The organism is Streptomyces durmitorensis (assembly GCF_023498005.1).
In the GTDB taxonomy this organism is placed as follows: Bacteria; Actinomycetota; Actinomycetes; order Streptomycetales; family Streptomycetaceae; genus Streptomyces; species Streptomyces durmitorensis.
The window spans coordinates 7,223,230-7,247,680 of sequence record NZ_CP097289.1; the positions used below are offsets into that span (position 1 = coordinate 7,223,230).

The 24,451-nt window shown below is 71.9% G+C and carries 27 protein-coding genes; 16 read left to right on the top strand and 11 right to left on the bottom strand.

Annotated features, from left to right (window positions below):
- The first annotated feature begins 52 nt into the window (after nucleotides 1-52).
- The 4 genes from M4V62_RS32250 (at nucleotide 53) to M4V62_RS32265 (ending at nucleotide 4,091) form a co-directional block, all read left to right on the top strand.
- The gene (locus M4V62_RS32250; RefSeq protein WP_249590715.1) at nucleotides 53-838 is read left to right on the top strand and encodes a PQQ-like beta-propeller repeat protein; all 786 of its coding nucleotides are present in this window, start codon (nucleotides 53-55) and stop codon (nucleotides 836-838) included.
- Between the two features lie 92 nt (nucleotides 839-930).
- On the top strand, nucleotides 931-2,529 hold the full coding sequence (locus tag M4V62_RS32255; protein WP_249590716.1) for an ABC-F family ATP-binding cassette domain-containing protein: 1,599 nt from the start codon (nucleotides 931-933) through the stop codon (nucleotides 2,527-2,529).
- A 393-nt stretch (nucleotides 2,530-2,922) separates the two neighbouring features.
- On the top strand, nucleotides 2,923-3,144 hold the full coding sequence (locus M4V62_RS32260) for a helix-turn-helix domain-containing protein (protein WP_249590717.1): 222 nt from the start codon (nucleotides 2,923-2,925) through the stop codon (nucleotides 3,142-3,144).
- 134 nt (nucleotides 3,145-3,278) lie between these two features.
- Nucleotides 3,279-4,091 (top strand): enoyl-CoA hydratase/isomerase family protein, encoded by an 813-nt coding sequence (locus tag M4V62_RS32265; protein ID WP_249590718.1) that lies wholly within the window; start codon nucleotides 3,279-3,281, stop codon nucleotides 4,089-4,091.
- A gap of 102 nt (nucleotides 4,092-4,193) precedes the next feature.
- Here the strand turns inward: M4V62_RS32265 and M4V62_RS32270 are convergent, their stop codons facing one another.
- Nucleotides 4,194-4,937, bottom strand: a complete 744-nt coding sequence (locus M4V62_RS32270; protein ID WP_249590719.1) for a nucleopolyhedrovirus P10 family protein — start codon at nucleotides 4,935-4,937, stop codon at nucleotides 4,194-4,196.
- Nucleotides 4,938-5,030: 93 nt separating this feature from the next.
- On the opposite strand from M4V62_RS32270, the gene M4V62_RS32275 reads away from it, so the two are divergent.
- From M4V62_RS32275 to amaP, 5 genes are read left to right on the top strand one after another with little or no spacing between them, the layout of a single operon-like run.
- The gene (locus tag M4V62_RS32275; RefSeq protein WP_249590720.1) at nucleotides 5,031-5,528 is read left to right on the top strand and encodes an Asp23/Gls24 family envelope stress response protein; all 498 of its coding nucleotides are present in this window, start codon (nucleotides 5,031-5,033) and stop codon (nucleotides 5,526-5,528) included.
- A gap of 54 nt (nucleotides 5,529-5,582) precedes the next feature.
- Nucleotides 5,583-5,771, top strand: a complete 189-nt coding sequence (locus M4V62_RS32280) for a hypothetical protein (protein ID WP_249590721.1) — start codon at nucleotides 5,583-5,585, stop codon at nucleotides 5,769-5,771.
- Nucleotides 5,772-5,774: 3 nt separating this feature from the next.
- Nucleotides 5,775-6,119 (top strand): Asp23/Gls24 family envelope stress response protein, encoded by a 345-nt coding sequence (locus M4V62_RS32285; RefSeq protein ID WP_249590722.1) that lies wholly within the window; start codon nucleotides 5,775-5,777, stop codon nucleotides 6,117-6,119.
- Nucleotides 6,116-6,805 (top strand): DUF6286 domain-containing protein, encoded by a 690-nt coding sequence (locus M4V62_RS32290; protein WP_249590723.1) that lies wholly within the window; start codon nucleotides 6,116-6,118, stop codon nucleotides 6,803-6,805. The genes M4V62_RS32285 and M4V62_RS32290 overlap by 4 nt, the downstream gene beginning before the upstream one ends.
- Nucleotides 6,806-6,812: 7 nt before the next feature.
- Complete coding sequence (gene amaP / locus M4V62_RS32295) at nucleotides 6,813-7,391, top strand: alkaline shock response membrane anchor protein AmaP (RefSeq protein ID WP_249590724.1); 579 nt, start codon at nucleotides 6,813-6,815, stop codon at nucleotides 7,389-7,391.
- Nucleotides 7,392-7,465: 74 nt separating this feature from the next.
- Here the strand turns inward: amaP and M4V62_RS32300 are convergent, their stop codons facing one another.
- From M4V62_RS32300 to M4V62_RS32320, 5 genes are all read right to left on the bottom strand, one after another.
- A complete protein-coding gene (locus tag M4V62_RS32300; RefSeq protein WP_249590725.1) occupies nucleotides 7,466-8,221 on the bottom strand; it encodes an SDR family oxidoreductase in 756 nt (251 codons plus the stop codon).
- A 42-nt stretch (nucleotides 8,222-8,263) separates the two neighbouring features.
- Nucleotides 8,264-9,058 carry an SURF1 family cytochrome oxidase biogenesis protein gene (locus M4V62_RS32305; RefSeq protein ID WP_249590726.1) on the bottom strand — a complete coding sequence of 265 codons (795 nt, stop codon included), beginning with the start codon at nucleotides 9,056-9,058 and terminating at the stop codon, nucleotides 8,264-8,266.
- A 48-nt stretch (nucleotides 9,059-9,106) separates the two neighbouring features.
- Entirely contained in the window at nucleotides 9,107-9,340 is a 234-nt protein-coding gene (locus M4V62_RS32310; protein WP_249590727.1) for a hypothetical protein, read from the bottom strand.
- A 90-nt stretch (nucleotides 9,341-9,430) separates the two neighbouring features.
- Nucleotides 9,431-10,447 carry a DEDDh family exonuclease gene (locus M4V62_RS32315; protein ID WP_249590728.1) on the bottom strand — a complete coding sequence of 339 codons (1,017 nt, stop codon included), beginning with the start codon at nucleotides 10,445-10,447 and terminating at the stop codon, nucleotides 9,431-9,433.
- Nucleotides 10,448-10,478: 31 nt separating this feature from the next.
- Nucleotides 10,479-11,201 carry a TetR/AcrR family transcriptional regulator gene (locus tag M4V62_RS32320; RefSeq protein ID WP_249590729.1) on the bottom strand — a complete coding sequence of 241 codons (723 nt, stop codon included), beginning with the start codon at nucleotides 11,199-11,201 and terminating at the stop codon, nucleotides 10,479-10,481.
- Between the two features lie 71 nt (nucleotides 11,202-11,272).
- Between M4V62_RS32320 and M4V62_RS32325 the strand changes: the two genes are divergently transcribed.
- The 7 genes from M4V62_RS32325 to M4V62_RS32355 all read left to right on the top strand — a co-directional run bounded on the left by M4V62_RS32325 (nucleotide 11,273) and on the right by M4V62_RS32355 (nucleotide 18,083).
- Nucleotides 11,273-12,070 (top strand): acetoacetate decarboxylase family protein, encoded by a 798-nt coding sequence (locus M4V62_RS32325; protein WP_249590730.1) that lies wholly within the window; start codon nucleotides 11,273-11,275, stop codon nucleotides 12,068-12,070.
- A 1-nt stretch (nucleotide 12,071) separates the two neighbouring features.
- The gene (locus tag M4V62_RS32330) at nucleotides 12,072-12,956 is read left to right on the top strand and encodes an SDR family NAD(P)-dependent oxidoreductase (RefSeq protein ID WP_249590731.1); all 885 of its coding nucleotides are present in this window, start codon (nucleotides 12,072-12,074) and stop codon (nucleotides 12,954-12,956) included.
- Between the two features lie 14 nt (nucleotides 12,957-12,970).
- Nucleotides 12,971-14,296 carry an amidohydrolase family protein gene (locus M4V62_RS32335; RefSeq protein WP_249590732.1) on the top strand — a complete coding sequence of 442 codons (1,326 nt, stop codon included), beginning with the start codon at nucleotides 12,971-12,973 and terminating at the stop codon, nucleotides 14,294-14,296.
- A complete protein-coding gene (locus tag M4V62_RS32340) occupies nucleotides 14,293-15,546 on the top strand; it encodes an amidohydrolase family protein (RefSeq protein WP_425575095.1) in 1,254 nt (417 codons plus the stop codon). The genes M4V62_RS32335 and M4V62_RS32340 overlap by 4 nt, the downstream gene beginning before the upstream one ends.
- A gap of 49 nt (nucleotides 15,547-15,595) precedes the next feature.
- Nucleotides 15,596-16,312, top strand: coding sequence for a VIT1/CCC1 transporter family protein (locus M4V62_RS32345; RefSeq protein ID WP_249590733.1), 717 nt, complete (start codon nucleotides 15,596-15,598; stop codon nucleotides 16,310-16,312).
- Between the two features lie 161 nt (nucleotides 16,313-16,473).
- Nucleotides 16,474-17,361, top strand: a complete 888-nt coding sequence (locus M4V62_RS32350) for a sterol desaturase family protein (protein ID WP_249590734.1) — start codon at nucleotides 16,474-16,476, stop codon at nucleotides 17,359-17,361.
- Nucleotides 17,358-18,083 carry a lysoplasmalogenase gene (locus tag M4V62_RS32355; protein ID WP_249590735.1) on the top strand — a complete coding sequence of 242 codons (726 nt, stop codon included), beginning with the start codon at nucleotides 17,358-17,360 and terminating at the stop codon, nucleotides 18,081-18,083. Before M4V62_RS32350 ends, M4V62_RS32355 begins: the two co-directional genes overlap by 4 nt.
- On the opposite strand, the gene M4V62_RS32360 is transcribed toward M4V62_RS32355, so the two are convergent.
- The 5 genes from M4V62_RS32360 to M4V62_RS32380 form a co-directional block, all read right to left on the bottom strand.
- A complete protein-coding gene (locus M4V62_RS32360; RefSeq protein WP_425575094.1) occupies nucleotides 18,013-19,071 on the bottom strand; it encodes a CopD family protein in 1,059 nt (352 codons plus the stop codon). The two genes, M4V62_RS32355 and M4V62_RS32360, sit on opposite strands and share 71 nt — an antisense overlap.
- Before the next feature lie 84 nt (nucleotides 19,072-19,155).
- On the bottom strand, nucleotides 19,156-20,547 hold the full coding sequence (locus M4V62_RS32365; protein ID WP_249590736.1) for a CoA transferase: 1,392 nt from the start codon (nucleotides 20,545-20,547) through the stop codon (nucleotides 19,156-19,158).
- A gap of 5 nt (nucleotides 20,548-20,552) precedes the next feature.
- A complete protein-coding gene (locus M4V62_RS32370) occupies nucleotides 20,553-21,110 on the bottom strand; it encodes a hypothetical protein (protein ID WP_249590737.1) in 558 nt (185 codons plus the stop codon).
- A gap of 83 nt (nucleotides 21,111-21,193) precedes the next feature.
- Nucleotides 21,194-22,780 (bottom strand): S8 family peptidase, encoded by a 1,587-nt coding sequence (locus tag M4V62_RS32375; RefSeq protein WP_249590738.1) that lies wholly within the window; start codon nucleotides 22,778-22,780, stop codon nucleotides 21,194-21,196.
- Between the two features lie 14 nt (nucleotides 22,781-22,794).
- A complete protein-coding gene (locus M4V62_RS32380; protein ID WP_249590739.1) occupies nucleotides 22,795-24,327 on the bottom strand; it encodes a S8 family serine peptidase in 1,533 nt (510 codons plus the stop codon).
- Nucleotides 24,328-24,451: the final 124 nt, after the last annotated feature.

A 24,451-nucleotide genomic window follows, 5' to 3' on the forward strand; every position in this document is an offset into this window, starting at 1 on the left:
TGGGCAGCGGTACCGGCAGCGGTACCGGCAGGGGTGTCGAAGAGGGGGCGTCGTGTCCGTAGTGCCGTTCGAGGTGGCCGCAGCCGGGCCCGTGGGACCGGTGCCCGCCCGCCGCGGCTCCCGGCTCGCGCTCCCGGTGGCCCTCGGCCTCCTCGCCCTGCCGCTGATCACCGCGGCCCACCACTCGCGGCCCGCCCCCTACGGAGACCACGTCACCGTCCACGCGCGCGTGGCCGACGGCGCAGCGGCCCCCGAGCTGCGGAGCACGGGCCGCGCGGTCGAGGCGTACGACCCGGCGACCGGCCGCCCGCGCTGGACCTACAGCCGCGAGGGAGCCCGTCCGCTCACCGTGCTCCCCGCCCCCGGGCACGCCATCGCGCTCTGGAGCGACGGTCTGGTCACCGACACCGCGCGCGCCGACGGCAGCGCCGTCCGCTGGCACCGCGCCATCCCCGGCAGCGCACCCTGGCTCCGCTCTCCCGCCGCCCGCGGCGCCGCAGGCGTCCTCCAGCCGCTCGACCCCCGCGGCCGCATGCTCGCCGTCGTCACCCCGCAGCGCATCGCCGCCTACCGCAGCGCCGACGGCGACCTGCGCTGGGTGCTGCCCGCCCGGCCGGGCTGCGCCTTCGAACCCGCACGTGCCGTGCGCCACGGGAGCGCCCTGATGGTCGCCCAGCCCTGCGACGACGCGGCGACGCCCTGGACCTCGCAACTGATCGCGGTGGACGACCTCGGCCGGATCGTGCCCCGGCGAACGCCCCTGGGCAACGAGCTGCCGGGCGGTGCCCCCGACGGCGTAGCAACCCGGGCAGAAAATGAGGTTGCACCGCCCCGTTAGAATTGGCCGCATGGCCATTCTCCTCGTGCATTAGACGGCGTGATCGCCTTCAAACCTTCCGCCGTCCATCCCCCCTGCCCAGGAGTCTGTCCGTGATCACCGCTTCCGGCATCGAGCTGCGCGCCGGCGCCCGCATCCTCATCGAGAACGCTTCCTTCCGTATCGCCAAGGGCGACCGCATCGGCCTGGTGGGCCGCAACGGAGCGGGCAAGACCACGCTCACCAAGTGCCTCGCCGGTGAGGGCATCCCGGCAGGCGGCACGATCAGCCGCTCCGGAGAGGTCGGCTACCTCCCGCAGGACCCCCGCACCGGCGACCTGGACGTGCTCGCCCGCGACCGCATCCTCTCGGCCCGCGGACTCGACACCCTGATCCGCAAGATGCGCGAGAACGAACAGCGCATCGCCAACGGCTCGGGCGCCACCCGCGACAAGGCGATGAAGCAGTACGAGCGCCAGGAGACGGAGTTCCTCACCAAGGGCGGTTACGCCGCCGAGGCCGAGGCCTCCACCATCGCCGCCGCGCTCAGCCTCCCCGACCGCGTGCTCGGCCAGCCCCTCCACACGCTCTCCGGTGGCCAGCGCCGCCGTGTCGAGCTGGCCCGCATCCTCTTCTCGGACGCCGACACCCTGCTCCTCGACGAGCCGACGAACCACCTCGACGCCGACTCCATCGTCTGGCTGCGGGACTACCTCAAGTCCTACCGCGGCGGCTTCATCGTGATCTCCCACGACGTCGAACTGGTCGAGACGGTCGTCAACAAGGTCTTCTATCTGGACGCCAACCGCGCCCAGATCGACGTCTACAACATGGGCTGGCGGCTCTACCAGCAGCAGCGCGAGTCCGACGAGAAGCGCCGCAAGCGCGAGCGTCAGAACGCCGAGAAGAAGGCCAGCCAGCTCCACTCGCAGGCCGACAAGATGCGCGCCAAGGCCACCAAGACCGTCGCCGCGCAGAACATGGCCAAGCGTGCCGACAAGCTCCTCGCGGGCCTCGACGAGGTCCGCCAGAGCGACAAGGTCGCCAAGCTGCGCTTCCCGGACCCCTCGCCCTGCGGCAAGACCCCGCTGATGGCCGAGGGACTGTCCAAGTCGTACGGCTCCCTGGAGATCTTCACGGACGTCGACCTCGCCATCGACAAGGGTTCGCGCGTGGTCATCCTGGGCCTCAACGGCGCGGGCAAGACCACGCTCCTGCGCCTCCTGGGCGGCGCCGAGAAGCCCGACACCGGCCAGATCATCGAGGGCCACGGCCTCAAGCTCGGCTACTACGCGCAGGAGCACGAGACCCTCGACCCGGAGCGAACGGTCCTGGAGAACATGCGCTCGGCCGCGCCGGACCTCGACCTCGTGGCGGTGCGCAAGACGCTCGGTTCGTTCCTCTTCTCCGGCGACGACGTCGACAAGCCCGCGGGCGTCCTGTCCGGCGGCGAGAAGACCCGTCTGGCGCTCGCGACCCTGGTGGTCTCCTCCGCCAACGTGCTGCTCCTCGACGAGCCCACCAACAACCTCGACCCGGCGAGCCGCGAGGAGATCCTAGGCGCCCTGCGCACCTACAAGGGCGCGGTCGTCCTCGTCACGCACGACGAGGGCGCGGTGGAGGCGCTCCAGCCGGAGCGGATCATCCTGCTGCCCGACGGCGTCGAGGACCTGTGGGGCCAGGACTACGCGGATCTGGTCGCGCTCGCCTGATTCCTGGGCCCCCGGGCGGTGCGCGGGAGCGTGCCGCCGGGGTGTCCACATTGGTTGATCGAATAACTGATCCACTGCGTATGGATCATTCGGCCGAGCCGTGATCCTTCATCTGTGTGAGGTCTCCTCGTACCGAAGTGTGGGATACACGGATTTTCCTTGCGGCAGAGGCGTCGGACCCCGCTCTCACCTGCCACCGCGCTGACCTGGCATTTCGATCCACAACCCATTCGGCCGTACGGAATTCGACACGCGGAATCGTTAATTCCGCTCATGGTGCCGCCTTCTCCGGCGGGAAACCTCGTCGTACGGACCTTGCCGAATGGGTGGCCAGGAAGCCCGGGAGGGGTGATCATGAGAAGTCCAGAGCGCACTTCCTATGAGGAGGCACGGGTGGCCGAGACTCTGAAGAAGGGCAGCCGGGTAACCGGCGCCGCGCGTGACAAGCTCGCGGCAGACCTGAAGAAGAAGTACGACAGCGGTGCGAGCATCCGGGCGTTGGCTGAGGAGACGGGCCGTTCGTACGGCTTTGTGCACCGCATGCTCAGCGAGTCCGGCGTCACGCTGCGGGGACGCGGCGGGGCGACGCGAGGCAAGAAGGCCGCAGCCGGCTGACGGCTGCGGGCGGTTCACCGGCTTCGACGGTGGCCACCCGGTCGATCGACTGATCGGCCGGGTGGTTACTGTGCAGTCACTTACGGGCGCGTACACGCGTCCGGACCGACTGCACACCACCATCGGAGGCTCCTATGGTTTCGCCCGGCAGTGAACTCGGCGGATCCGCACCGGTACTCGACAAGGACGGCGTACGCCTGACTGTCGACGAGGCCGTCGCCACGGTGACGCTGGCCAACCCGGCCAAGCGCAACGCCCAATCTCCCGCGCTGTGGAGGGCGTTGGCCGAGGCAGGCCGGATGTTGCCGGGCAGTGTCCGTGTCGTCGTGCTCCGCGGTGAGGGCAAGTCCTTCTCCGCGGGCCTCGACCGACAGGCGTTCACGCCCGAGGGCTTCGACGGTGAGCCGTCATTCATCGATTTGGCGCGCGGCGACGACGGCGTCCTCGACGCCACGATCGCCGAATACCAGGAGGCGTTCACCTGGTGGCGGCGCAGTGACATCGTGTCCGTCGCTGCCGTCCAGGGACATGCCATCGGTGCGGGCTTCCAGCTCGCGCTCGCCTGCGATCTGCGGATCGTCGCCGACGACGTGCAGTTCGCCATGCGCGAGACCAGCCTGGGCCTGGTGCCCGACCTCACCGGCACGCACCCCCTCGTGGGACTTGTCGGCTACGCCCGTGCGCTGGAGATCTGCGCCACCGGGCGGTTCGTCCACGCGCCCGAGGCCGAGCGCGTGGGCCTGGCCAACCTCGTCGTGCCCGCGGACCAACTCGACGCGTCCGTGAGCGACTTGGCGGCCGCGCTGCTTGCCGCGCCGCGCGACGCGGTCATCGAGACCAAGGCGCTGCTTCAGGGCGTGTCAGGCCGTACGTACGAGGAGCAGCGCACCGCCGAGCGTGCCGCGCAGGGGCGTCGCCTGCGGGACCTGGCGGGGCTCGGCGAGTAGGCGCTCCGCTGGTTGGGACGCGGGTGTCGTCTCTTGTCTGCGGCGCCGTCGTGGCTGGTCGCGCAGTTCCCCGCGCCCCTGCGGGGCGCTCCCGACCGCAGCTCACTCCTCGACCGCCGTGATCAGGACAGCCACCGACGGGTGGTCCGACAGCGCGGCACCGACCGCCGTACGGACCGCGAGCGCCACGTCCAGGGCGCGGTGTTCGCGGTCCGTGGCGAGCTCCACGCGCGCGTGGCGGCGCGGCAGAGCGGCGTCCGCCGCCGGGGACTCGGCGAGGTGGACCGCGCGGCCGAAGCCGCCGAGTGCGCCGGTCAGCCGCCGTACGCCCGGCACGTCGAGGGCGGCGCTCGCCACGCGTGCCTCGTCGCCGCTGCCGGGGGCTGGCTGCGCCCCGTCCGGCGGCGTCCGCCCTGACTCCGCCGCCGGTACGTCCACGGGGGCCTGCCCCGCGTCGAGCAGCGTCGTCACGTCGAGGTCCACCTCCTCGACCACCAGGCCGAGCCGCTCGTCGGCCGCCGCGAACAGCGCCGCCCGGAGCCGGGCCGCCGCCGCGGGAAGCGGCTCGGTCGGCTCGGCGGCGAACTGAGCCGTGATCCGCAGCGGGCCGGGCGGCAGCGCGCTCGGCGGTGACGGCACGGCGGGGGCGTACGCCTTCGACGGATCGGCCAGGGCCACCCGCAGGCCGCCGAGCCGCACACCGCTCACCCGTTCCGCCGTATGGCGCAGTACTCCATTCGCGCACGCCTCGGTCAGCCAGGAGCCGTCACCCGGACCTCCCAGGGGGAGAACCCGCCCCAGGCCGAGCTGCCGCCGTACCGCATCGGTCCATCCGTCACCGGTCATTGCCCCAGCCTGCCGCATCCCTGGCGCGCGAGGACGTAACCGCACTTAGTGTGGGCGAAGGAGTAGATCCCCTTTCGAAAGGGACATACGGCGATGACCGACACCGGACAGCGGAACCGGCCTCAGGAGACCCTCACGAAGGAGTCCCCGGACGAGGCGCTGGGCAAGAGCAGTACGACCAAGAGGGGCGGCGGCGCCCCCGCGACCCGGGGGCGCACCACGATCGCGGACGGCGTGGTCGAGAAGATCGCGGGGCTCGCGGCCCGCGACGTCGACGGCGTGCACGCGATGGGCGGCGGGCTCGCCAGGACCTTCGGGGCCGTACGCGACCGCGTGCCCGGCGGTTCGGGGGCCAAGTCGGTGTCGCGCGGGGTCAAGGCCGAGGTCGGCGAGGTGCAGACGGCCCTCGACCTGGAGATCGTCGTCGAGTACGGGGTCTCGATCGCGGACGTCGCGCGCGATGTGCGGGAGAACGTCATCGGTGCGGTCGAGCGCATGACCGGACTCGAAGTCGTCGAGGTCAACATCGCGGTGAGCGATGTGAAGCTTCCGGACGAGGAAGACGATGAGCCGCAAGGCCGCCTCCAGTAGCGCGGTGGCCGTTCGGGAGCCGGATGTCAGACGCGTCTTGCCAAGGAGCACACGATGAGCATGGCCGTGATCGGCATGGTGGCCGGAATGGCGCTCGGCTTCGCCGGGTACTTCGGCGGGTTCGGGGCGTTCTTGCTGGTGGCCGCGTTGGGCGCCATAGGGTTTGTCGCGGGCCGGTTCCTCGAGGGGGACCTGGAGCTCGGCGACTTCTTCCGTACCCGTGGCGACGACCGGCGGCGGTGAGCCGTGGCGCCGCAGGTCGCGCCCGCGGAGCGCGGCGCGACCCGGATCGCCGACCGGGTCGTCGCGAAGATCGCGGCACAGGCGGCACGCGAGGCACTGACGGCGGTGCCCGCGGACGGTTCCCCGCCGCACGCGACCGTCACCGTGCGCCATGATGTGGCCCGCGTGCGGATCAGCGTCGAACTGGACTACCCCTCGGACATCGGCGGGCAGTGCGGCGCTGTGCGTCGCCAAGTCGCCCAGCGGGTAAAGGCGTTGGCGGGGATGGAAGTGCCGGAGGTCGCGGTCCACGTCGAGCGGCTGCACTCGGCACACGTGCACGCCGCGGCGCAGGGGAGGACGCGATGAGCGAGGCTTCGGGGTCTCATGTGGCGGGCGGCGGTGGCGGCACGCAGCCGCCGCCGGTCGTCGAACGCGCCGAGAGCGAACTGGACCAGTCGGCGTCCGCGGCGTCCTACGACGCGCCGCCCACCCTGGCCGACGACGAGACCAGGGCGACCCGCTTCTGGTCACCGCGGCGCGTTCCCGCCGCCGTCCTCGCGCTGCTGATCCTCGGCGCCGCGGGGCTCTTGCTGTACGACATCGCGGCCGTGCGGGCCGGGCACTCCGCCATGGGATGGCGGCCCGATCTCGCCCGCGAACTCGGCGAGCGGCCCCTGGACAGCACGGCGGTCCTCGTCGGTGCCGGGGTGGCCGCGGCCGCGGGCATCTGGCTGATCGTGCTCGCCGTGACGCCCGGACTCCGGGCGGTCCTCGCGATGCGGCGCGGGGACGAGGACGTACGGGCGGGGCTGCACCGGGGCGCCGCCGCGATGGTGCTGCGGGACCGGGCGATGGACGTGTCCGGCGTGCAGTCGGTGCGGGTCCGCATGACGCGCTCCAAGGTGGACGTCCACGCGGTCTCGCACTTCCGTGAACTCGACGACGTACGAAGCGACTTGGACGCCACGCTGGCCGAAGGCATCAGGGACCTGGGCCTCGGCCGCAGCCCCGGCCTCTCGGTCCGGGTGGCACGTCCGGGTCGGAAGGGCTGAGCTCGCGATGCTGAAGACGGTCAACCGTGTGCTCCTCGGCCTGATCGGCCTGGTGCTCGTGCTCGGCGGCGGCTCGGTCCTCGCCGTCGGGCTCGGTGCGTCGCCGCCGTCGTGGTGGATCCACGACGGGAAGCGTGACGTCCTGCTGAGCGACGCGGACCGGGCGCGGTGGCGGGACGAGGGCTGGTTCTGGCCCACGGTGATCGCCGTACTCGCGGTGTGCCTGCTGCTCGCCCTGTGGTGGCTGGTGGCGCAGCTGCGGCGGCGCAGGCTCGCCGAGGTCCTCGTGGAGACCGGGGACGGAGAGGGCGCGCTGCTGCGGGGGCGGGCCCTGGAGGGCGTGCTCGTCGGGGAGGCGGAGTCCCTGGAGGGCGTGCAGCGGGCCGGGGTCTCCCTCACGGGCCGCCGCAACGCGCCGGAGGCACGCGTGTCCCTGCTCCTGGAGCCCCACGCGATGCCCGGCGAGGCGCTGCACCTGCTCTCCGTGGAGGCGTTGGCGCATGCGAGGGATTCGGCGGGGCTCGCCCGGCTGCCCGCGGTGGTGCAGTTGCGGGCGGTCAAGCACCGGGCCGAGCGGGTGAGTTGAGGGAGCGGGTTCCCGTATGACGTCGGCCGGTCCTGAACCTCAGGACCGGCCGACGTCATACGGGGCAGGAGCGGTCAGAACCCGTGCCGTGCCCCGCCGTCCACCGGCAGCATGACCCCCGTCAGATACGACGCCGCGGGCGAGAGGAAGAACGCCGCCGTACGGCCGAACTCCTCCGGAGTCCCGTACCGCCGCAGCGGAATCCGCGACTCGTGCCCCGCCCGGGCAGCCTCGGGATCAGCGGAGAGCGCGTCCAGCTGCCGCACCCGGTCCGTGTCGATGCGGGACGGAAGCAGCCCCACGACACGGATGCCCCGGGGGCCGACCTCGTCGGCGAGCGACTTCGCGAAGCCCGCGAGTCCCGGACGCAGTCCGTTGGAGATGGTCAGCCCCGGAATCGGCTCGTGCACGGAGGCGGAGAGCACGAAGCCGATGACGCCGCCCTCGCCGAGCTCCGCCGCCGCCGAGCGCGCCAGCCGCACCGCCCCGAGGAACACGGACTCGAAAGCCGACTCCCACTGCTCGTCCGTGTTGTCGGCGGCGAAACCGGGCGCCGGGCCCCCGACGCTGATCAGCACACCGTCGAAGCGCCCGAAGTGCTCGCGTGCGGCGGCGATCAGCCGACCGGCGACGGCCGGGTCGGCGTTGTCCGCCGCGAGGCCGCGGGCGTTGTCGCCGAGCTCGGCCGCCGCCTCGGCGACCGTCTTCTCGTCCCGGCCGGTGATCAGTACCTTCGCGCCGTCCGCGACCAGCGCACGCGCGGCGGCGTTGCCCAGGCCACGGGTGGCGCCGGTGATGACGTAGACGCGGTCCTTCAGTCCAAGATCCATGGCCCTATCCTGCCGCGTCCCGGCCACGGAACGCGAGGCGCGTCAGACGGCGGCCGGCGTCGACTCCGTCGCGGGCACCGCCTCCGCGGCGGCCGCGCGGCGGTCCTTCACCTCGCGGCGCACCAGGACCACCCAGCCGATGGGGACGCCCGAGCAGAACAGCCACCACTGGACGGCGTACGCCATGTGCGGGCCGATGTCGCCGTGCTCGGGCTCGCCGATCAGCTGGGGGGAGTTTCCGGGGGACTCCGGCGAGGTCAGCTCGACGTAGCCGCCGAGCACCTCCTTGCCGAGGCTGTGCGCCTGCTGGCCGCTGCTGATCAGCATGATCTGACGGTCCGGCAGCCCCTGGAGGTCCTTGATGCCGCTCTGCGCGGACGTCTCGTCGGCCATCAGGCGGCCGGTGACGGTGATCTCGCCCTTGGGCGCCGCGGGAATCTTCGGGAACACCGTCTGCGGTCCGTTGGCGGGGATCCAGCCCCGGTTGACCAGCAGGACCTTGCCGTCGTCGAGGACGAACGGGGTCAGGACGTGGAAGCCGATCTCCTCGTCGGAGTTCGTGCGCCGCCGCACGACGACCTCGTGCTTCGAGTCGTACGTCCCCTTGGCGCTCACCCGGCGGTAGCGCTCGGAGTCCGCCACGGAGTGTCCGGGCGAGGTCAGCTGCTCGGCCGGTACGGGCTTCGCGGCGAGCGCCTTGGAGATCTCGGCGTTCTGCGCGACGCGGTGCTCATGGCGGTGCAACTGCCAGAAGCCCAGCTCGATCATCGTGGGGATGAGGACGAGGCCGATGAGGGTGAGGATCACCCACTGCCGGGACAACAGGAAGCGGTACACCCCACGACGGTACAACTCGGTCGTGGGGTGCCTGGTGGTGGGGTCGGGTCACACCCTGTCGACGATGCCCACCTGCCCCTCCGCCCGGGAGCAGTGCGCACCGCAGTACCACTGCCCCTCGACCTCCACGCCCTGGCCGATGATCCGGCAGCGGCAGTGCTCACAGATGGGCGCCATGCGGTGAATGGCGCAGGAGAAGCAGTCGAAGACGTGCACCGCGCCTTGCGCGTGCACCTCGAACGACATGCCGTAGTCGTTTCCGCAGACCTCGCAACGTGCCATGCGCCACAGGGTGGGACGCGCGGCGCCCGCATGCGAGCAAGCAGGCGGGGACCGGTCCGACAATCACCCGTCTGCCGCCCGCAGGGCGGTTCAGGCCCCCGTCGCGGGAGCCGCCGGAGCGACGTCCTGGAGGAGCTGGCCGAACGCGGCCTCGTCGATGACGGGCGTGCCGAAGGACCGCGCCTTCACGGTCTTCGAGGTGCCCGAGTCCGGGTCGTTCGTGACGAGGAGGCTGGTCAGGCGCGACACGCTCGTCGCGATGTGGAGCCCGGCCTCGACCGCGCGGTCCTCGAGCAGCTCGCGCTCGATGGAGGTGTCACCGGAGAACGCGACACGCATGCCCTGTTGGAGCGGTTTGCCCGTTTCGTACCGTCCCGGGTTGGGGTAGGGGCAGGCGGGCCGCTTGCGCGAGGGCCGCCAACTCCCCGGGCCGTACGACGAGTACGAGGAGGGGGCGGAGCCCGGTCCGGTCGGCTGGCGGACGATCCGGGCCGCGCCGTCGGACCACTCGGTGAGCGGACGGCACTCCAGGAGCGGCAGCCGCACCCCGCCGCTCGCCGCGGCCTTGAGGCTGGGGCGGAACGCCTCGGCGAGCACGCGCGCGTCGTCGAGGGCGTTGTGCGCGTTGCGCTGTTCCACGCCGAAGTGCGCGGCGAGCGACTCCAGCTTGTGGTTGGGCAGCGGGAGGCGCAGCTCCTTGGAGAGGGCGATGGTGCACAGGCGCTGGCGCACGGGGGCGGTGAGCTCCGCGCGTGCGTACTCCCTGGCGATCATCGACCAGTCGAAGACGGCGTTGTGTGCGACCAGTACGCGGTCGGCGAGGCGCGCGGCGAACTCCTCGGCGATGTCCTTGAAGAGCGGCGCGTCCGCGAGGAGCTCACTGGTGAGGCCGTGGATCCATACGGGTCCGGGGTCGCGCTGGGGGTTGACCAGCGTGTACCAGTGGTCCTCCACCTCGCCCCGGGCGTCCACGCGGTAGACGGCAGCCGACACTATGCGGTCGTCGCGGGCGAGGCCTGTGGTCTCGACGTCGACGACCGCGTACCCCGTTGGGTACGCGGCCGGCCAGGTGGCTGCGGACGCTGCGGTCGTCTGGTCTTCGAGCATGGTCCATGAGGATACGGGCCGCGACTGACAGTCAGGTCCCCGGTCCGGTGCGCGGGTCGGCCGCGTGGCCGATTCCGTCGCCGGCGGGTGCGGTTCCGTCCGCTCCGGCGCCGAGCAGCCCGGACACCAGTGCCTTGACCGACAGGGTGAACAGCGCCTCGGGGTCGACGGGCCGGGCGAGTGCGCGGGCGAGTGCCGGGTCCTGTTCGGCGGTCCGCGCGCCCCACAGTTCTTCCTCGCCCGGCCGCTGCACGGGCGCGCGTTCGCGGTTGCGCTCGACCAGGAGGTGGCCGACGACGTGCACCTGGACCGCGCGCACGGCGTCGGCGGCGCGCGCGCCACGCAGGCCCGCCGCGTGCACCTCGTGGACGAGGACCTGCTGGGCGGGCAGGAACATCCGCTCGGTGAGGCCGCGTTCGTGCACCATCGCGACGAGGTGCGGATGGTCGCGCAGCTGCCGGCGCAGGGCGCGCGCCACGGAGACGATGCGCCGGCCGGGGGTGCGGCCCGTGGGGTGGATCGCGCCGAGGTCGGCGAGGGTGCGCTCGACGAGGGCGTCCAGGAGCGACTCGCGGTTGCCGACGTGCCAGTAGATCGAGGTGACGGCGGTGCCGAGCTCGGCGGCGAGCCTGCGCATCGTCAGGGCCTGCGGGCCGTGCTGCTTCACGAGGGCCGTGGCGGCGGCGAGGACCTGTTCCCGGTCGAGATGGCCGCGTTCCCGGACCGGATGCGTACGCGTCTCTTCACTCTTCACGCCTCCTGTTGTAACTGTGTTACAGAACCGCCCGCAAGACCTCTTGTAGTCCTGACGAAGGGTGGTACGACATGGCACGCGTACGTTACGGAGCGCGCACCGAGGCGGAGATCGCCGCCGCGCGCACCGCGAGTTCGAAGCTGCCCGACATCTGGTCCACCGGTGTGGTGGCCGTCTGGGAGAGCGATCCGGACGCGGTGGCGGCCGTCCTGCCGCCCCCGCTCAAGCCGACGGCGCGCCCCCTGGTGCGGGCCAACATCAGCAAGGTCGACCTGCCCGGATATCCGCTGGGCGCGGGCTCGGTGGCCGTCGCCGCCGAGCACGGCGGGGTGGAGGGCTGGTATCCGCTGGTCATGCCGATGACCCACGAGCGGGCCCTGATCGGCGGGCGCGAGGTCTTCGGGGAGCCGAAGAAGCTGGGCGAGGTCGAGGTGGAGCGCGACGGCCTGGTCGTCCGCGCCTCGCTGGCCCGGCACGGCATCGCGTTCGTGGAGGTGCGCGGCGCGGTCAGCGGCGCCCTGCCCCTTCCCGAGCCGGTCCAGAAGACGGACTTCTACTTCAAGTTCCTTCCGGCGGTGGACGGTTCGGGCTTCGACGCGGATCCGGTGCTCGTGCACTGCGTACGCAACGAGAAGGTCCGCAAGCTGGAGGGGATCACCGGGGACGTCGTGCTGCGCGAGTCGATGTACGACCCGGTCGCCGACCTTCCCGTACGCGCGCTCGTCGAGATCACGATCGGCGAGAAGACCACCGACCAGAAGGGCCGGGTGGCCGAACGGGTCAGCGCCCAGGCGCTGCTTCCCTACATCCACCAGCGCTACGACGACCCCCAGCAGATCCTCGACGGCCCGCCCGAGGGGAGCGTCTGAGATGGAGCTGCGGGAAGGCCAGGTCGCCGTCGTCACGGGCGCGGCGAGCGGCATCGGCCTCGCCATGGCACGGCGCTTCGCGGCGGACGGCCTGAAGGTGGTCCTCGCGGACGTCGAGGAGGGCGCTCTGGAGAAGGCGGCGGCCGGGCTGCGCGAGGACGGGGCGAGCGTGCACGCGCGCGTGGTCGACGTCGGCTCCCGGGAGCAGGTCTTCGCGCTCGCCGAAGCGGCGTACGAGGCGTTCGGCGCCGTCCATGTGCTGTGCAACAACGCGGGGGTCGGCTCGGGCGCCGAGGGGCGCATGTGGGAGCACGAGCCAAACGACTGGAAGTGGGCCTTCGAGGTCAATGTGTGGGGCGTCTTCCACGGCATCCAGGCGTTCGTGCCCCGGATGATCGCGGGCGGCGAGCCGGGCCATGTCGTCAACACGTCCTCCGGCGACGGCGGCATCGCACCGCTGCCGACGGCGTCCGTGTACGCGGTGACCAAGGCGGCCGTCGTGACGATGACGGAGTCCCTGTACGCGCATCTGAGGGCGGAGCACGCGCGCGTGGGCGCCTCCGTGCTCTTCCCGGGGCCGCACATGCTGCGCACGGGCCTGTGGGAGTCGCACCGCAACCGCCCCGACCGGTACGCCAAGTCCCGCCCCCGCAAGACCCCTTACCGCAGCCTCGACCAGTGGGAGTCCGCGATGAAGGACGCGGGCCAGGAGGTGGCGTTCACCCCGGTCGAGGAGGTCGCGGACTTCGTGGCGGAGGGGATCGCGGCCGACCGCTTCTGGCTGCTGCCCCGGAGCGAGCACAGCGACCGGCAGATCAACGCCAGGTCGCGGTCGATGCTCGACCGCGCCAACCCGGCGTACCTGGAAAGCTTCATCCTCGACTGACTGAGGGACGTGTGATGACGGCTCAGCAAGGCGCTCAGGAAAGCGCTCGGCAAGGCGCTCAGCAGAACGACCCGTACCTGATCATCTCCTCCGACTGCCACGCCGGGCTGCCCACCGAGGAGTACCGGCCCTATCTGGACAGCCGCTTCCACCGGGACTTCGACCAGTTCCTCGGGGAGCGCGACGCCCGCCGCGCGGAGGCGACGCGGCTCGGCATCCGCAACGACGCGTTCGCCGCCAAGTGGTTCCAGGACAACGAGGAGGGCCTGCGCGGCGGCTGGGAGACCGCTCAGCGCCTCAAGGAGCTCGACGGCGACGGGGTGGCCGCCGAGGTCGTCTTCCCCGACGCGGACGCCGTGGACAGCCAGACGGCGGCGCCCTTCGGGGTGGGACTCGGCCTCTCGGGGGACCAGGACCCGGAGCTCGGCATGGCGGGCGCGCAGGCGCACAACCGCTGGCTCGCCGACTTCGTGTCCGAGCACCCCGAACGGCACTGCGGTGTCGCCCTGTTGCCCATCACCGGCGAGGTCGACCGGGTGGTCGCCGAGGTGCACCGGGCCAAGGAGTCCGGGCTCGGCGCGCTGATGATCCCCTCCATGTGGGTCGACAAGGCGCCCTACCACGACCGCCGTTACGACCCCGTGTGGGCGGCGGCGGCCGAGTGCGCCATGCCGGTGGTGACCCACTCCGGGGCGGCGCCCCGCCATGAGTACGGCGACCACCTGGGGATCTACGTCTCCGAAGTGACCTGGTGGCCCGCGCGGCCGCTGTGGTTCATGCTCTGGTCGGGCGTCTTCGAACGCCATCCGGGGCTGAAGTTCGGCGTCGCGGAGTCCGGCTGCTGGTGGCTGCCGAACCTCCTGTGGTTCATGGACCGCCTCTACCTGGGCGCGCACGGCGGCAAGAAGCTCTCCCCGTTCGCAGAGCTCAAGCGGCCTCCGCACGAGTACCTGGACCGGCAGCTTTTCATCTGCGCCACCAACACCAAGCGCCGCGAACTCGCCCAGCGCTACGAGATCGGCGTGGACAACATCCTCTGGGGCAGCGATTTCCCGCACCCCGAAGGGACCTGGCCCGACACGCGCGCGTGGCTGAAGAAGACGTTCCACGACATCCCGGTGGGGGAGACCCGCCGGATGCTGGGTCTCGCGGCGGCGGAGGTCTTCGGCTTCGACACCGGGAAGCTGGCGCCGCTGGCCCACAGGATCGGCCCGACGCCCGCCGAACTCGGCCAGGAAACGGACCAGTCGGCCGTCGAGGCCTCCTGGGCGCGCTCGCGCGACGTGGGCCGCCACTGGCTGACGGACCACGACTTCCCGGTACTGGGGGCGGACGCATGAGTGCACGACGCATGACCGAAGAGCGCTACACCGTCATCTCGGCGGACTGCCACGCGGGCGCCGATCTCCTCGACTACAAGCCCTACTTGGCCTCCCGCCACCACGACGCGTTCGACGCGTGGGCGGCCACCTACGTCAATCCGTACGAGGACCTGCTCGCCGACACCGCCGACCGCAACTGGAACTCGGACCGCCGTCTGGCCGAGCTCGAACAGGACGGGATCGTCGCCGAGGTCGTCTTCCCGAACACCATCCCGCCCTTCTTCCCGACCGCCTCCCTGATGGCACCGGCGCCCACACGAGAGGAGTTCGAGCAGCGCTGGGCGGGCCTGCGGGCGCACAACCGCTGGCTCGCCGACTTCTGCGCCGCCGCCGAAGGGCGCAGGGCGGGCGTCTTCCAGATCCTCCTGAACGACGTGGACGAAGCCGTCAAGGAGATCCACTGGGCGGCCGACGCGGGCCTGAACGGCGGTCTGCTGCTGCCCGGCACACCGCCGGGCAGCGGACTCGCCGAGCTCTACTCCGCGACGTACGACCCGATCTGGGCCGCCTGCGCCGAGCGCGGTGTGCCGGTCAACCACCACGCGGGATCGGCGTCGCCGCCGCTGGGCGAGGAACCGGCCGCGCGGGCCGTCTTCATGGTGGAGACGACGTGGTTCTCGCACCGGGCGCTGTGGCACCTGGTGTTCGGCGGAGCCTTCCGCCGCCACCCGGAGCTGCGGCTCGTGCTCACCGAGCAGGGGTCGGGCTGGATCCCGGGCGTGCTCGACATGCTGGACTACTACCACGGGCGCCTGGTCGCGGCGGCCTCGAAGGCGGACACCGGCGGGACGGCGGAGTCGAAGTTCGGTGCGGGCCTCGCCGAAGCGATGGGCAAGGGTCCGTCCGAGGTCTGGCGCGAGAACTGCTTCGTCGGTGCGAGCTTCATGCGGCCGCACGAGGCGCAGATGCGGGACAGGATCGGCCTCGACAAGATCATGTGGGGGAGCGACTACCCGCACGACGAAGGCACGCACCCGTTCTCGCGCGAAGGTCTCCGCATCGCCTACGCGGGCCTCCCGAAGGACGAGATAGCGGCCATGGTCGGCGGCAACGCGGCCCGGGTCTACGGCTTCGACCTGGAGCGCCTCGACGCGATCGCCGCGAAGGTCGGACCGACCGTCCAGGAACTGGACGAACCCCTCAAGGAGACGCCCGCCGGCGCGACGAGCCCCGTGTTCGCTCCGGGAGGGTCGGTGCGCGTCTGGTGACGGCGTGCCCCTGCCTGCCCCGCTCACCCGGGGGTGAGACCCTCCCCGGGTGAGCGATCAGGCAGCTGAACACGACGAAGCACACGGCGGCGCTCTCGCCTCCCGCCTCAACTGGCTGCGGGCGGCCGTGCTCGGGGCCAACGACGGCATCGTCTCCACGGCGGGTCTCGTCGTCGGCGTCGCGGGCGCCACGAGCGACCGCAGCACGCTGCTCACGGCCGGTCTCGCCGGGCTGCTCGCCGGGTCGATGTCCATGGCCGCGGGCGAGTACGTCTCGGTGTCCACCCAGCGCGACTCCGAGAAGGCCGCGCTGGCCATGGAGAGGCGCGAGCTGCGGGAGCAGCCCGAGGCCGAACTGGCCGAGCTGACGGACCTCCTGGAGGACCGCGGCCTGAGCCGGGACGTGGCCAGGGAGGCGGCGGAGCAGCTCACCGAGCGGGACGCGCTGCGGGCGCACGCGCGCGTGGAGCTCGGTATCGACCCCGATGACCTCACCAACCCGTGGCACGCGGCCTGGGCCAGCTTCGTGGCCTTCACGGTGGGCGCGCTGCTCCCGCTCCTGGCGATCGTCCTGCCGCCCGCCGACTGGCGCCTGGCGGTCACCGTCGCCTCGGTCCTCGGCGCGCTCGCCCTCACGGGCTGGAGCAGCGCACGCCTCGGCTCGGCGGAGGTGCGGCCCGCCGTGGTGCGCAACATGGCGGGAGGGGCGCTCGCGATGGCGGTGACGTACGGGGCGGGGACGCTGCTCGGGGCGGTGGGTGTCTGAGGCTGCGCGGATGTCCGGGCGCCCGTGGATGTCCGTGCGTCCGCGATTGTCTGAGCGTCCGCTTTTGGCGGGGATCACCAACATCCGTCTTCTTACCGCTGGTAATACTTGTCGGTAACTACGTCTAGCGGCGGCCGGTCGGGGGCCTTTACGGTGCACGCATGCCGCCGAACCTGCCCGATGTCGTGCTGTGGTCCATACCTGCCTTCGTGCTGCTCACCGTCGTGGAGATCGTGAGCCACCGGATCCATCCGGACGAGGACGAAGCCGGGTACGAGACGAAGGACGCCGCCACCTCCGTCACCATGGGGCTCGGCAGCCTCGTCTTCGACTTCTTGTGGAAGATCCCCATCGTCGCGATCTACACGGCGGTCTACGCCCTGACGCCGCTGCACATCCCCGTCCTGTGGTGGACGATCCCCCTGATGCTGCTCGGGCAGGACTTCTTCTACTACTGGTCGCACCGCGGGCACCACGTCATCCGCATCCTGTGGGCCTGCCACGTCGTGCACCACTCCAGCGAGAAGTTCAACCTCACGACGGCGCTGCGCCAGCCCTGGACGAGCCTGACGGTCTGGCCGTTCTACCTCCCGCTGATCGCCCTTGGCGTGCATCCCGCGGCGCTCGCGTTCTGCTCGTCGGCGAACCTCGTCTACCAGTTCTGGATCCACACCGAACGGATCGGCAAGCTCCCGCGCCCCTTCGAGTTCGTCTTCAACACGCCCTCGCACCACCGCGTCCACCACGCGTCGCAGGGCGGCTATCTGGACCGCAACTTCGGCGGCATCCTGATCGTCTGGGATCGCATGTTCGGCTCCTGGGTCGCGGAGACGGACCGCCCGGTCTACGGCCTCACGAAGAACATCACCACGTACAACCCGCTGCGGGTGGCCACGCACGAGTACGCGGCGATAGCCAAGGACCTCCGGACGGCGACCAGCTGGCGCGAACGGGGCGGAAGGCTGTTCCGTGGGCCCGGCTGGCAGCCACAGGCCCCCGTGACACCGCCGCAGGCGGCGCCGGAGCCGGTGACGGAGAGCGCGGCGTGAGTCCCGTTCCCGTCGGGTCCACCAGGGCCAAGCTGCTCCTCGTGGCGTTCGGCATCGCCGCGCTCGGCGACCTGGCAGCGCTCCTTGCGGGCTCGGACACGGGGCACACGATCTTCAAGCCCCTCCTCATGCCGCTCCTTGCGGGGTACGTACTCACGGTCAAAGGCCCGCGCCTCCTGACCGCGGCGCTCCTCTTCGGCTGGGGAGGCGACACCCTCCTCCTCTTCGACGCCGACCCCGCGTTCCTGGCGGGGATGGGCTCCTTCGCGGCGGGGCACGTCTGCTACCTCGTCCTCTTCAAGCGCCACGGCACGCCGCGCGCGCGTGGCGCCTGGCTGGTGGCCGGGTACGCCACCGCCCTCCTCGCGACGGTCGCCCTCCTCTGGCCGGACCTCCCCGCGGACATGCGCGGCCCGGTGGCGGGCTACAGCCTCCTGCTCACCGCCATGGCGTTCGCCGCCACGAGGCTGGGCCTCACCGCGGCGGCCGGCGGTGCGCTCTTCCTCCTGTCGGACACCCTCATCGCGACCGGCGTCGCCGCATGGCCGCAGGCCCCGCGCCCCGACTTCTGGATCATGCTCACTTATATCGCCGCACAGTTCCTGCTGGTCAGCGGCGTACTGGCAGCCAGGCCCGCGCAGGCGCCACAGTTCACCAGCGAATCGGCAGAGGCAACGCCGTCAGGAGAGCCGACACCGCCACCACGACACCCAGCACGATGACCTCCCCCCGCGCGGGGGAGTACGCGGACACAGGGTCGGCGGCCCTGCGCAGCCGTCGGCGCGCGAGCAGCGCGAGGACGGCCACGGCCACCACGAGGAGCACCTTGGCGAGCAGCGTGCGTCCGTAGGCCGTGTCCGTCAGCTGGTCGAGCACCGTGCTCGCCGGCATCCGGCGCAGGGTGCTGCACACCCCCGTCACCGTGATCGCGGCGAACAGGACGGCCGCCACGCGCGCGTAGAGCCCCAGTACGGCCGCGCCCGCCTCCGGAGCCGTCGTCCGCCACAGCCGCAGCATGCGCAGCACCTGAAGCAGGCCGCCCGCCCACAGCACCCCGCAGGTCAGATGCACCAGCGTCAGACCGGTGCCGATGAGCGGGGTGTCCTCCGCCGGCGGGTGCGCCCGCAGGGCCTCCGCCACGATCACCGCGGCCAGCGGAAGCGCGGCACTGGACGGGCGGCGCGAGCGCGCGCACAGCAGGGCCACGATGAAGGCGTTGACCTCCAGGAGCGCCAGCCTGCCGTCCCGCGACGCGTAGAGGCCGCCGATGTCCATGTCGGAGAGCTGATGCGGCACCAGATTGCCGGTGGCCACCACCGAAGCGAGGCCGAGCGCGGCGACGAGGCCCGCGCCCGCCGCGTACGCGGCCCAGCTCCGCGGCGCGTGGTCGAGCGGCGCGCCCGGCACCCGGCGGGCCAGACGCGTCGCGTACACCTCGCCCAACTGCACGCACAGCGCGGCGAACATGACCGTCCGCAGGAACGTGATCCCGGCCGTGCCGGGCGCTTCGGCCTCTCCGGTGCCGCTCAGCGCCGCCGACGGGCCGAGCAGCGGGACGAGCGCGGCGACGGTCACCAGGACGAGCACGGCGACGGCACGGCCCGTCGAGGGGCGGCGGCGCGGTGCGCGAGGGGAGGCGATGGGTGTGGCGGCGACCGCGTCCGCCGTGGCCTCGCCGCCGGGGTCGGCGGACGGTTGTATGGAGCTCACCACATGATCTTCACCAGGTGTCCCCTTAACGGGCAAGTCCTGGCAAACAACTGGCGGAATGCCATTCCGCCCGCCGGGCCACTCTCAGTGCCATTCGGGCGCATCCGCACCCCAACGGCCGCTCGGACGCGCCCAGTTCACCGGCCCACCCGCGAAGGTCACCGGCGGCAGCGCGTACCGCAGCCGACCCAGGGGGCCCTCCATCTCGGTCAGCCAGGCACCGGGATCGTACGAAGCGGTCCCTGCGCCCGGGGCGTCCGCCTCGTCCCCCGCCAGCAGCCACCCCGCCGTCCGCGCGAGAGCGAGCCGCACGCACCGGGCCCCGCCCCCGTCCGCCACCTGCTCGGTGAGCGAGCGCAGGACGGCCGCCGCCAGCAGATAGCCCGTGCCGTGGTCCAGGGCCTGCGCGGGCAGCGCGCCCGGCCGGTCCGCCGACCCCTCGACGGCCGCGATCCCCGTGGCGACCTGCACCAGACTGTCGAACCCGCGCCGCCCCGCCCACGGCCCGTACTCGCCCCACGCCGAAAGCTGCGCCACCACGACCCCGGGTCTGCGCTCGGCCAGCGCCCGGGGTGTGAGCCCGAAGCGGTCGAGGGCGCCGGGCCGGTAGCCGGTGACGACCACGTCGGCCCGCGCGAGCAGCTCGTCGAACGTGCGCCGGCCGGTGCGCTCCGCCAGGTCGAGCGTCGCCGACCGCTTGCCGAAGCCGGTGTCGGCGTGCTGGTCGGGGAGTTCGGGCAGCCGGGGCGGGTCGACCCGCAGGACGTCCGCGCCGAGCAGCGCGAGCGTGCGGGTCGCGACCGGGCCGGCGATGACCCGGGTGAGATCGAGGACGCGGAGCCCCGCGGCGGGCAGCACGGGGGAGCCGGTGAGCGCGGGAAGGGCCCGTGCGGGCCCGTCACCGACCCGCTCGCGGCCCACCAGCGGCCGCTCGGCCACCGCGACGCCCTGCGGGTGCGCGGCCCACTCCTGGGGCGTACGCAGCGCCACCGCGAGGCCCCCGGCGGCGTACACGGCGTCCTCGACGTCCAGGGAGGACCGTTCCGCGAGCCGCGCGGCCACCGCGTCCACGGAGGGGTCCGGGAGGTTCAGCGCGGCCAGCAGCGCCTGCCGGTGGTGGGGGTAGTTGGCGTGCGTCCGCACCCAGCCGTCCGCGGTGCGCCAGAAGCGGGACAGGGGCGCGAACGAGACGGGCGCGCGCCCGTCCACGAGAAGGTGCCGCTCACTGGTGAACGCCGTGGCCACCGCCCCGTCGTCGACCCGCACCCCGGGAACGGCCTGCCCGGTGCGGGCCGCGGCCAGCTCGGCGGCGGCCAGCGCGCAGGCTCCGACGCAGCCGCGGGCCAGCTCGCGCACGGGAAGCCTCGCGGGCAGCGCGCCGTCCCGTACGAGGGGCGTGACACGGGAGAGGAGAGCGGGGTCGCCGCCGAGCGCGGCCCAGGCCGCCCGCGTACCGGCCATCGGCGAGTGCGTCATGCGCGTCACGCCGACGGTTCGGCGGCTGCGGCCACCCACCCCAGCTTGATCTCCTTCTCCGGCTCGGAGGGCTGCAGGTCCCAGCCGAGCGGGGTCGCGGTCCGCACCACGTAGGAGCCGCCGACGCCGCGGTAGAACCGCAGCGGAACCACGCACTCCTTGGGCAGCTCCGGGGTCTTGGGGTCCTTCGGGGCCGACAGCTTCTTCGTCCACTTGTCGAGGTGCTTGTCGACCCGCGCGCGGTAGAAGTCGGCGTCCCCTTCGTGCCGCAGCTCAGGCCAGGTCACGGCCCACAGCGGCCACAGCTCCATGCGGCCGAGGGTCGCGTCCATGACCTTCTCGAAGCCGCGCTCGTAGCCGGGAATGATGTACGTGAAGATCTCGGTGATCATCGCGATGCCGATGAGGACGATCGCGAACGCCAGCCACAGCACCCACCACACGGGCAGCACGATCACGGTGGCGATGAACTGGAGCGTCAGCTGCCAGGTGGGCCGGGCGGGCCGGGGCACCCAGCTCTCCGTGTCGACGGAGCCGAGTGCGGGGTTCCGATACTCATACATGGGACGAGATCCTCTCGCGAAGGGCCGGGCGGCACGCAACCGCCCGGCCCGGCTCGCCTTGCGAACCCGCTACTTCGGACCCGCTACTTCCGTACGGCGTCGAGCGCGTCGATCATGCCCACGCCGTAGAAGCCGTTCTTGTTCTTGCCGCCCGCGCACACCGCGTCGACCTTGCCGTCGCCGTCGATGTCGTACGGATCGGTGCACTTCATGGCGTCGGCCTCGCCGTAGAGCAGCGCCTTCACCGCGGCCGAAGACGCGTGCGGATGGGCCGACTTGACGAGTGCGGCCACGCCCGCGGCGTGCGGTGACGCCATCGACGTACCCGCCTTGTAGCCGAACTTGCCGCCCGGGAGCGTCGACAGGATGCGGCCGTCCGTGGCCGGTGCGTCCGGCGTCTGGAACTTGGTGGAGTCGCCGCCCGGCGCCGCGATGTCGACGACGCCCTGGCCATAGTTCGAGTACGAGGACTTGATGCCCTTCGCGCCCGTGGCCGAGACGGTCACGACACCCGGAAGCTGCGACGGCAGGTCCAGGCAGTCCGCCGTCTTGATGGTGCGCGACGTGGGCGTCGTGTCGTCCGGGCTGGAGTCGTCGACGATCTCGTCCTGCGCGAGGTCCGTCTCGGCGTTGCCGGCCGCCGCGACGTTCACCGCGCCCTTGCGCTCCGCGTACCGGGTGGCCCGCCCGACGGCGTCGACCAGGGCCTTCTGGTCGGCGTCCGTCTTGCAGTTGAACAGCCACGGGTCGGTGTAGTAGCTGGAGTTGGTGACGTCCACGCCGTGGTCGGCCGCCCACATGAAGCCGCAGACCACGGCCTCCGTGTAGTACATGCCGGTCGCCGGCTCGGCCACCTTCAGGCTCGCCACCTTCACGCCCGGAGCGACACCGGTGACGCCGGTGCCGTTCTTCGCGGCGGCGATCGTGCCCGCCACGTGCATGCCGTGGTCGCTCTCCCCGGACACCGGACGCCATGCGTCGTCCTTCTGCACGGGCACGCCGCCCAGACAGCTCGCGGACGCCTTGGCGTCGAAGTTCGGCGCGATGTCCGGGTGCGTGTCGTCCACGCCCGAGTCCAGGACGCCGACGGTGACCTTGGAGCTGCCGAGCGACTCCTTGTGGGCTTTGTCCGCCTTGATGGCCGGCAGGTCCCACTGGAGCGGCTCAAGCTCGTCCTGGCCGGCGCCCGCCTGCCCGGCGGCCTTCTCGGCCTCGGCGGCGGTCAGCGGCCGGTCGGCCTCAAGGGCGTTGTCGGACTGTGCGGACAGCGGCGCCGTGCGGGTGGCCCCCGCCGACGCGACGCCCTTCGCCTTGCGGATCTTCTTGGCGAAGTCCGCGTCCGACGAGTGGACGACGATCACGCCGATCCTGTCGTACGCGATGACGACCTTGCCGCCCGCCTTGGCGATGGCCTTCTTCACGTACGCCGACGTCTTGGCGGACGGTGAACCGCCGTGCCCGGAGCGGACGTTGACGACATAGCTCATCGACGTGCCGTCCGCGAGCGTCGCGTCCAGGGCGGACCCGACGGACGACACCGGGCCGCCCGGCCGGGACGCGGCGTCGGGCTGGGCCGACGCCGTGCCCGGCAGGAAGGCGACGGCCGAGGCCACCGCCATGCCGAGCGGGAGTGCGAGCACGCGCCGGGAGCGCGTGAAGGGTGCGGTCATGGTGTGGATCCCCATCACTTCTTCACGGCGTCGAGCGCGTCGACGATCCCGCTGCCGTAGAAGCCGTTCTTGTTCTTGCCGCCCTCGCAGACCGCGTCGACCTTGCCGTCACCGTCCGGGTCGTACGGCTCCGTCGGGCAACCCGGGTTGTCGGCCTGCTTCTTGAGCAGCCGCTGGATCTCGGCGGGGCTCGCCTTGGGGTGCGTCGACTTCAGGAGCGCGGCCACGCCCGCGGCGTGCGGCGATGCCATCGAGGTGCCCTGCAGCCAGCCGTACTGGTTGCCCGGCATCGTGGAGAGGATGCGGCCGTTCTTCGACGGGGTGTCGGCCGGGATCTGGTACTTGTCGCCGCCGGGGGCCGCGATGTCGATGACGCCCTTGCCGTACGTGGAGTAGTACGACTTGAGGTCCTTGACGCCCGTCGCGCTGACCGTGACCACGCCGGGAAGCTGCGTCGGGAGGTCGAAGCACTCGGACGGGTCGATGGTGCGCGGCACCGGGGTCGAGTCGTCGGGGCTCGAGTCGTCCAGGATCTCGTCGGAGGCGAGGTCGTGGTTGGAGTTGCCCGCCGAGGCGAGGTTCAGGGTGCCCTTCTTCTGGGCGTACAGCTGGGCGCGGTTGACCGCGTCGACGATGGCCCGCTGGTCCGGGTCGTCCATGCAGTTGTAGAGCCACGGGTCCACGTAGTAGCTGTTGTTCGTGACCTCGATGCCCTTGTCGGCGGCGAACACGAAGGCGCAGACGACGCTCTCCGGGTAGAACAGCTCGCTGACCGGGTCGGCCACCTTGATGCCCGCGACCTTGACGCCGGGAGCGACACCCGCGACGCCCACGCCGTTGCGCGCGGCGGCTATCTCGCCCGCGACGTGCGTGCCGTGGTAGTGGTCCGGCTTCTCCGGGCGCCAGGCGCCGGGAGAGGTGTCCGCCTTGCCGCCGACGCAGCTCGCCGACTGCGATGCCGAGAAGCTGGGCGCGAGGTCCGGGTGGGTGTCGTCGACTCCGGTGTCGATGACGCCGACGGTGACCTTCTCGCTGCCCGGGTTGATCTTCGCTGCCTTGTCGGCGCCTATCGCGCGCAGATCCCACTGGTCGGCCTCGAGCGGCTCGGCGCCCACATCGGCCTGCGCCTTGAGCGACTTGGCCTCGGACTTCGACAGGAGGGTCGGGGCGCCCTCCTCCGTCGTGCCGGCCGCGGTCAGGGGCGAGGTGCGGGTCGCGCCCGCGGACTGGACCCCCTTGACCTTGCGCAGCTGCTTGCCGAAGTCGGGGTTGGCCGAGTGCGCGACGATGACGCCGATCTTCGGGTACGCGACGACGACGGAGCCGTCCGCCCTGGCGATCGCCTTCTTGACGTACGCGATCGTCTTGGAGTCCGTACGGGTGTTGACGACATACGCGAGCTTCGGGGCCTCGGCCTTCGCCGACGCGGTGGCGGGGGCGTCGGGGGCCGCGGTCGCGACACCGGGAGCGAAGCCGACCGACGCCGCGAGCGCGATGCCGAGGGGCACGGTGAGCGCGATGCGACGTCTGGAACGCAGATGAGCCATGGGGTCTCCACATCATCCGGATACGTGAACTGCCCGAACACATCTAGTGATCGGGCAGGTACATGACGGGGCGTGCAGGGTGAAGCTATCCCCAGAACTCCCAGGCCAGCAATGGATTCCGGAA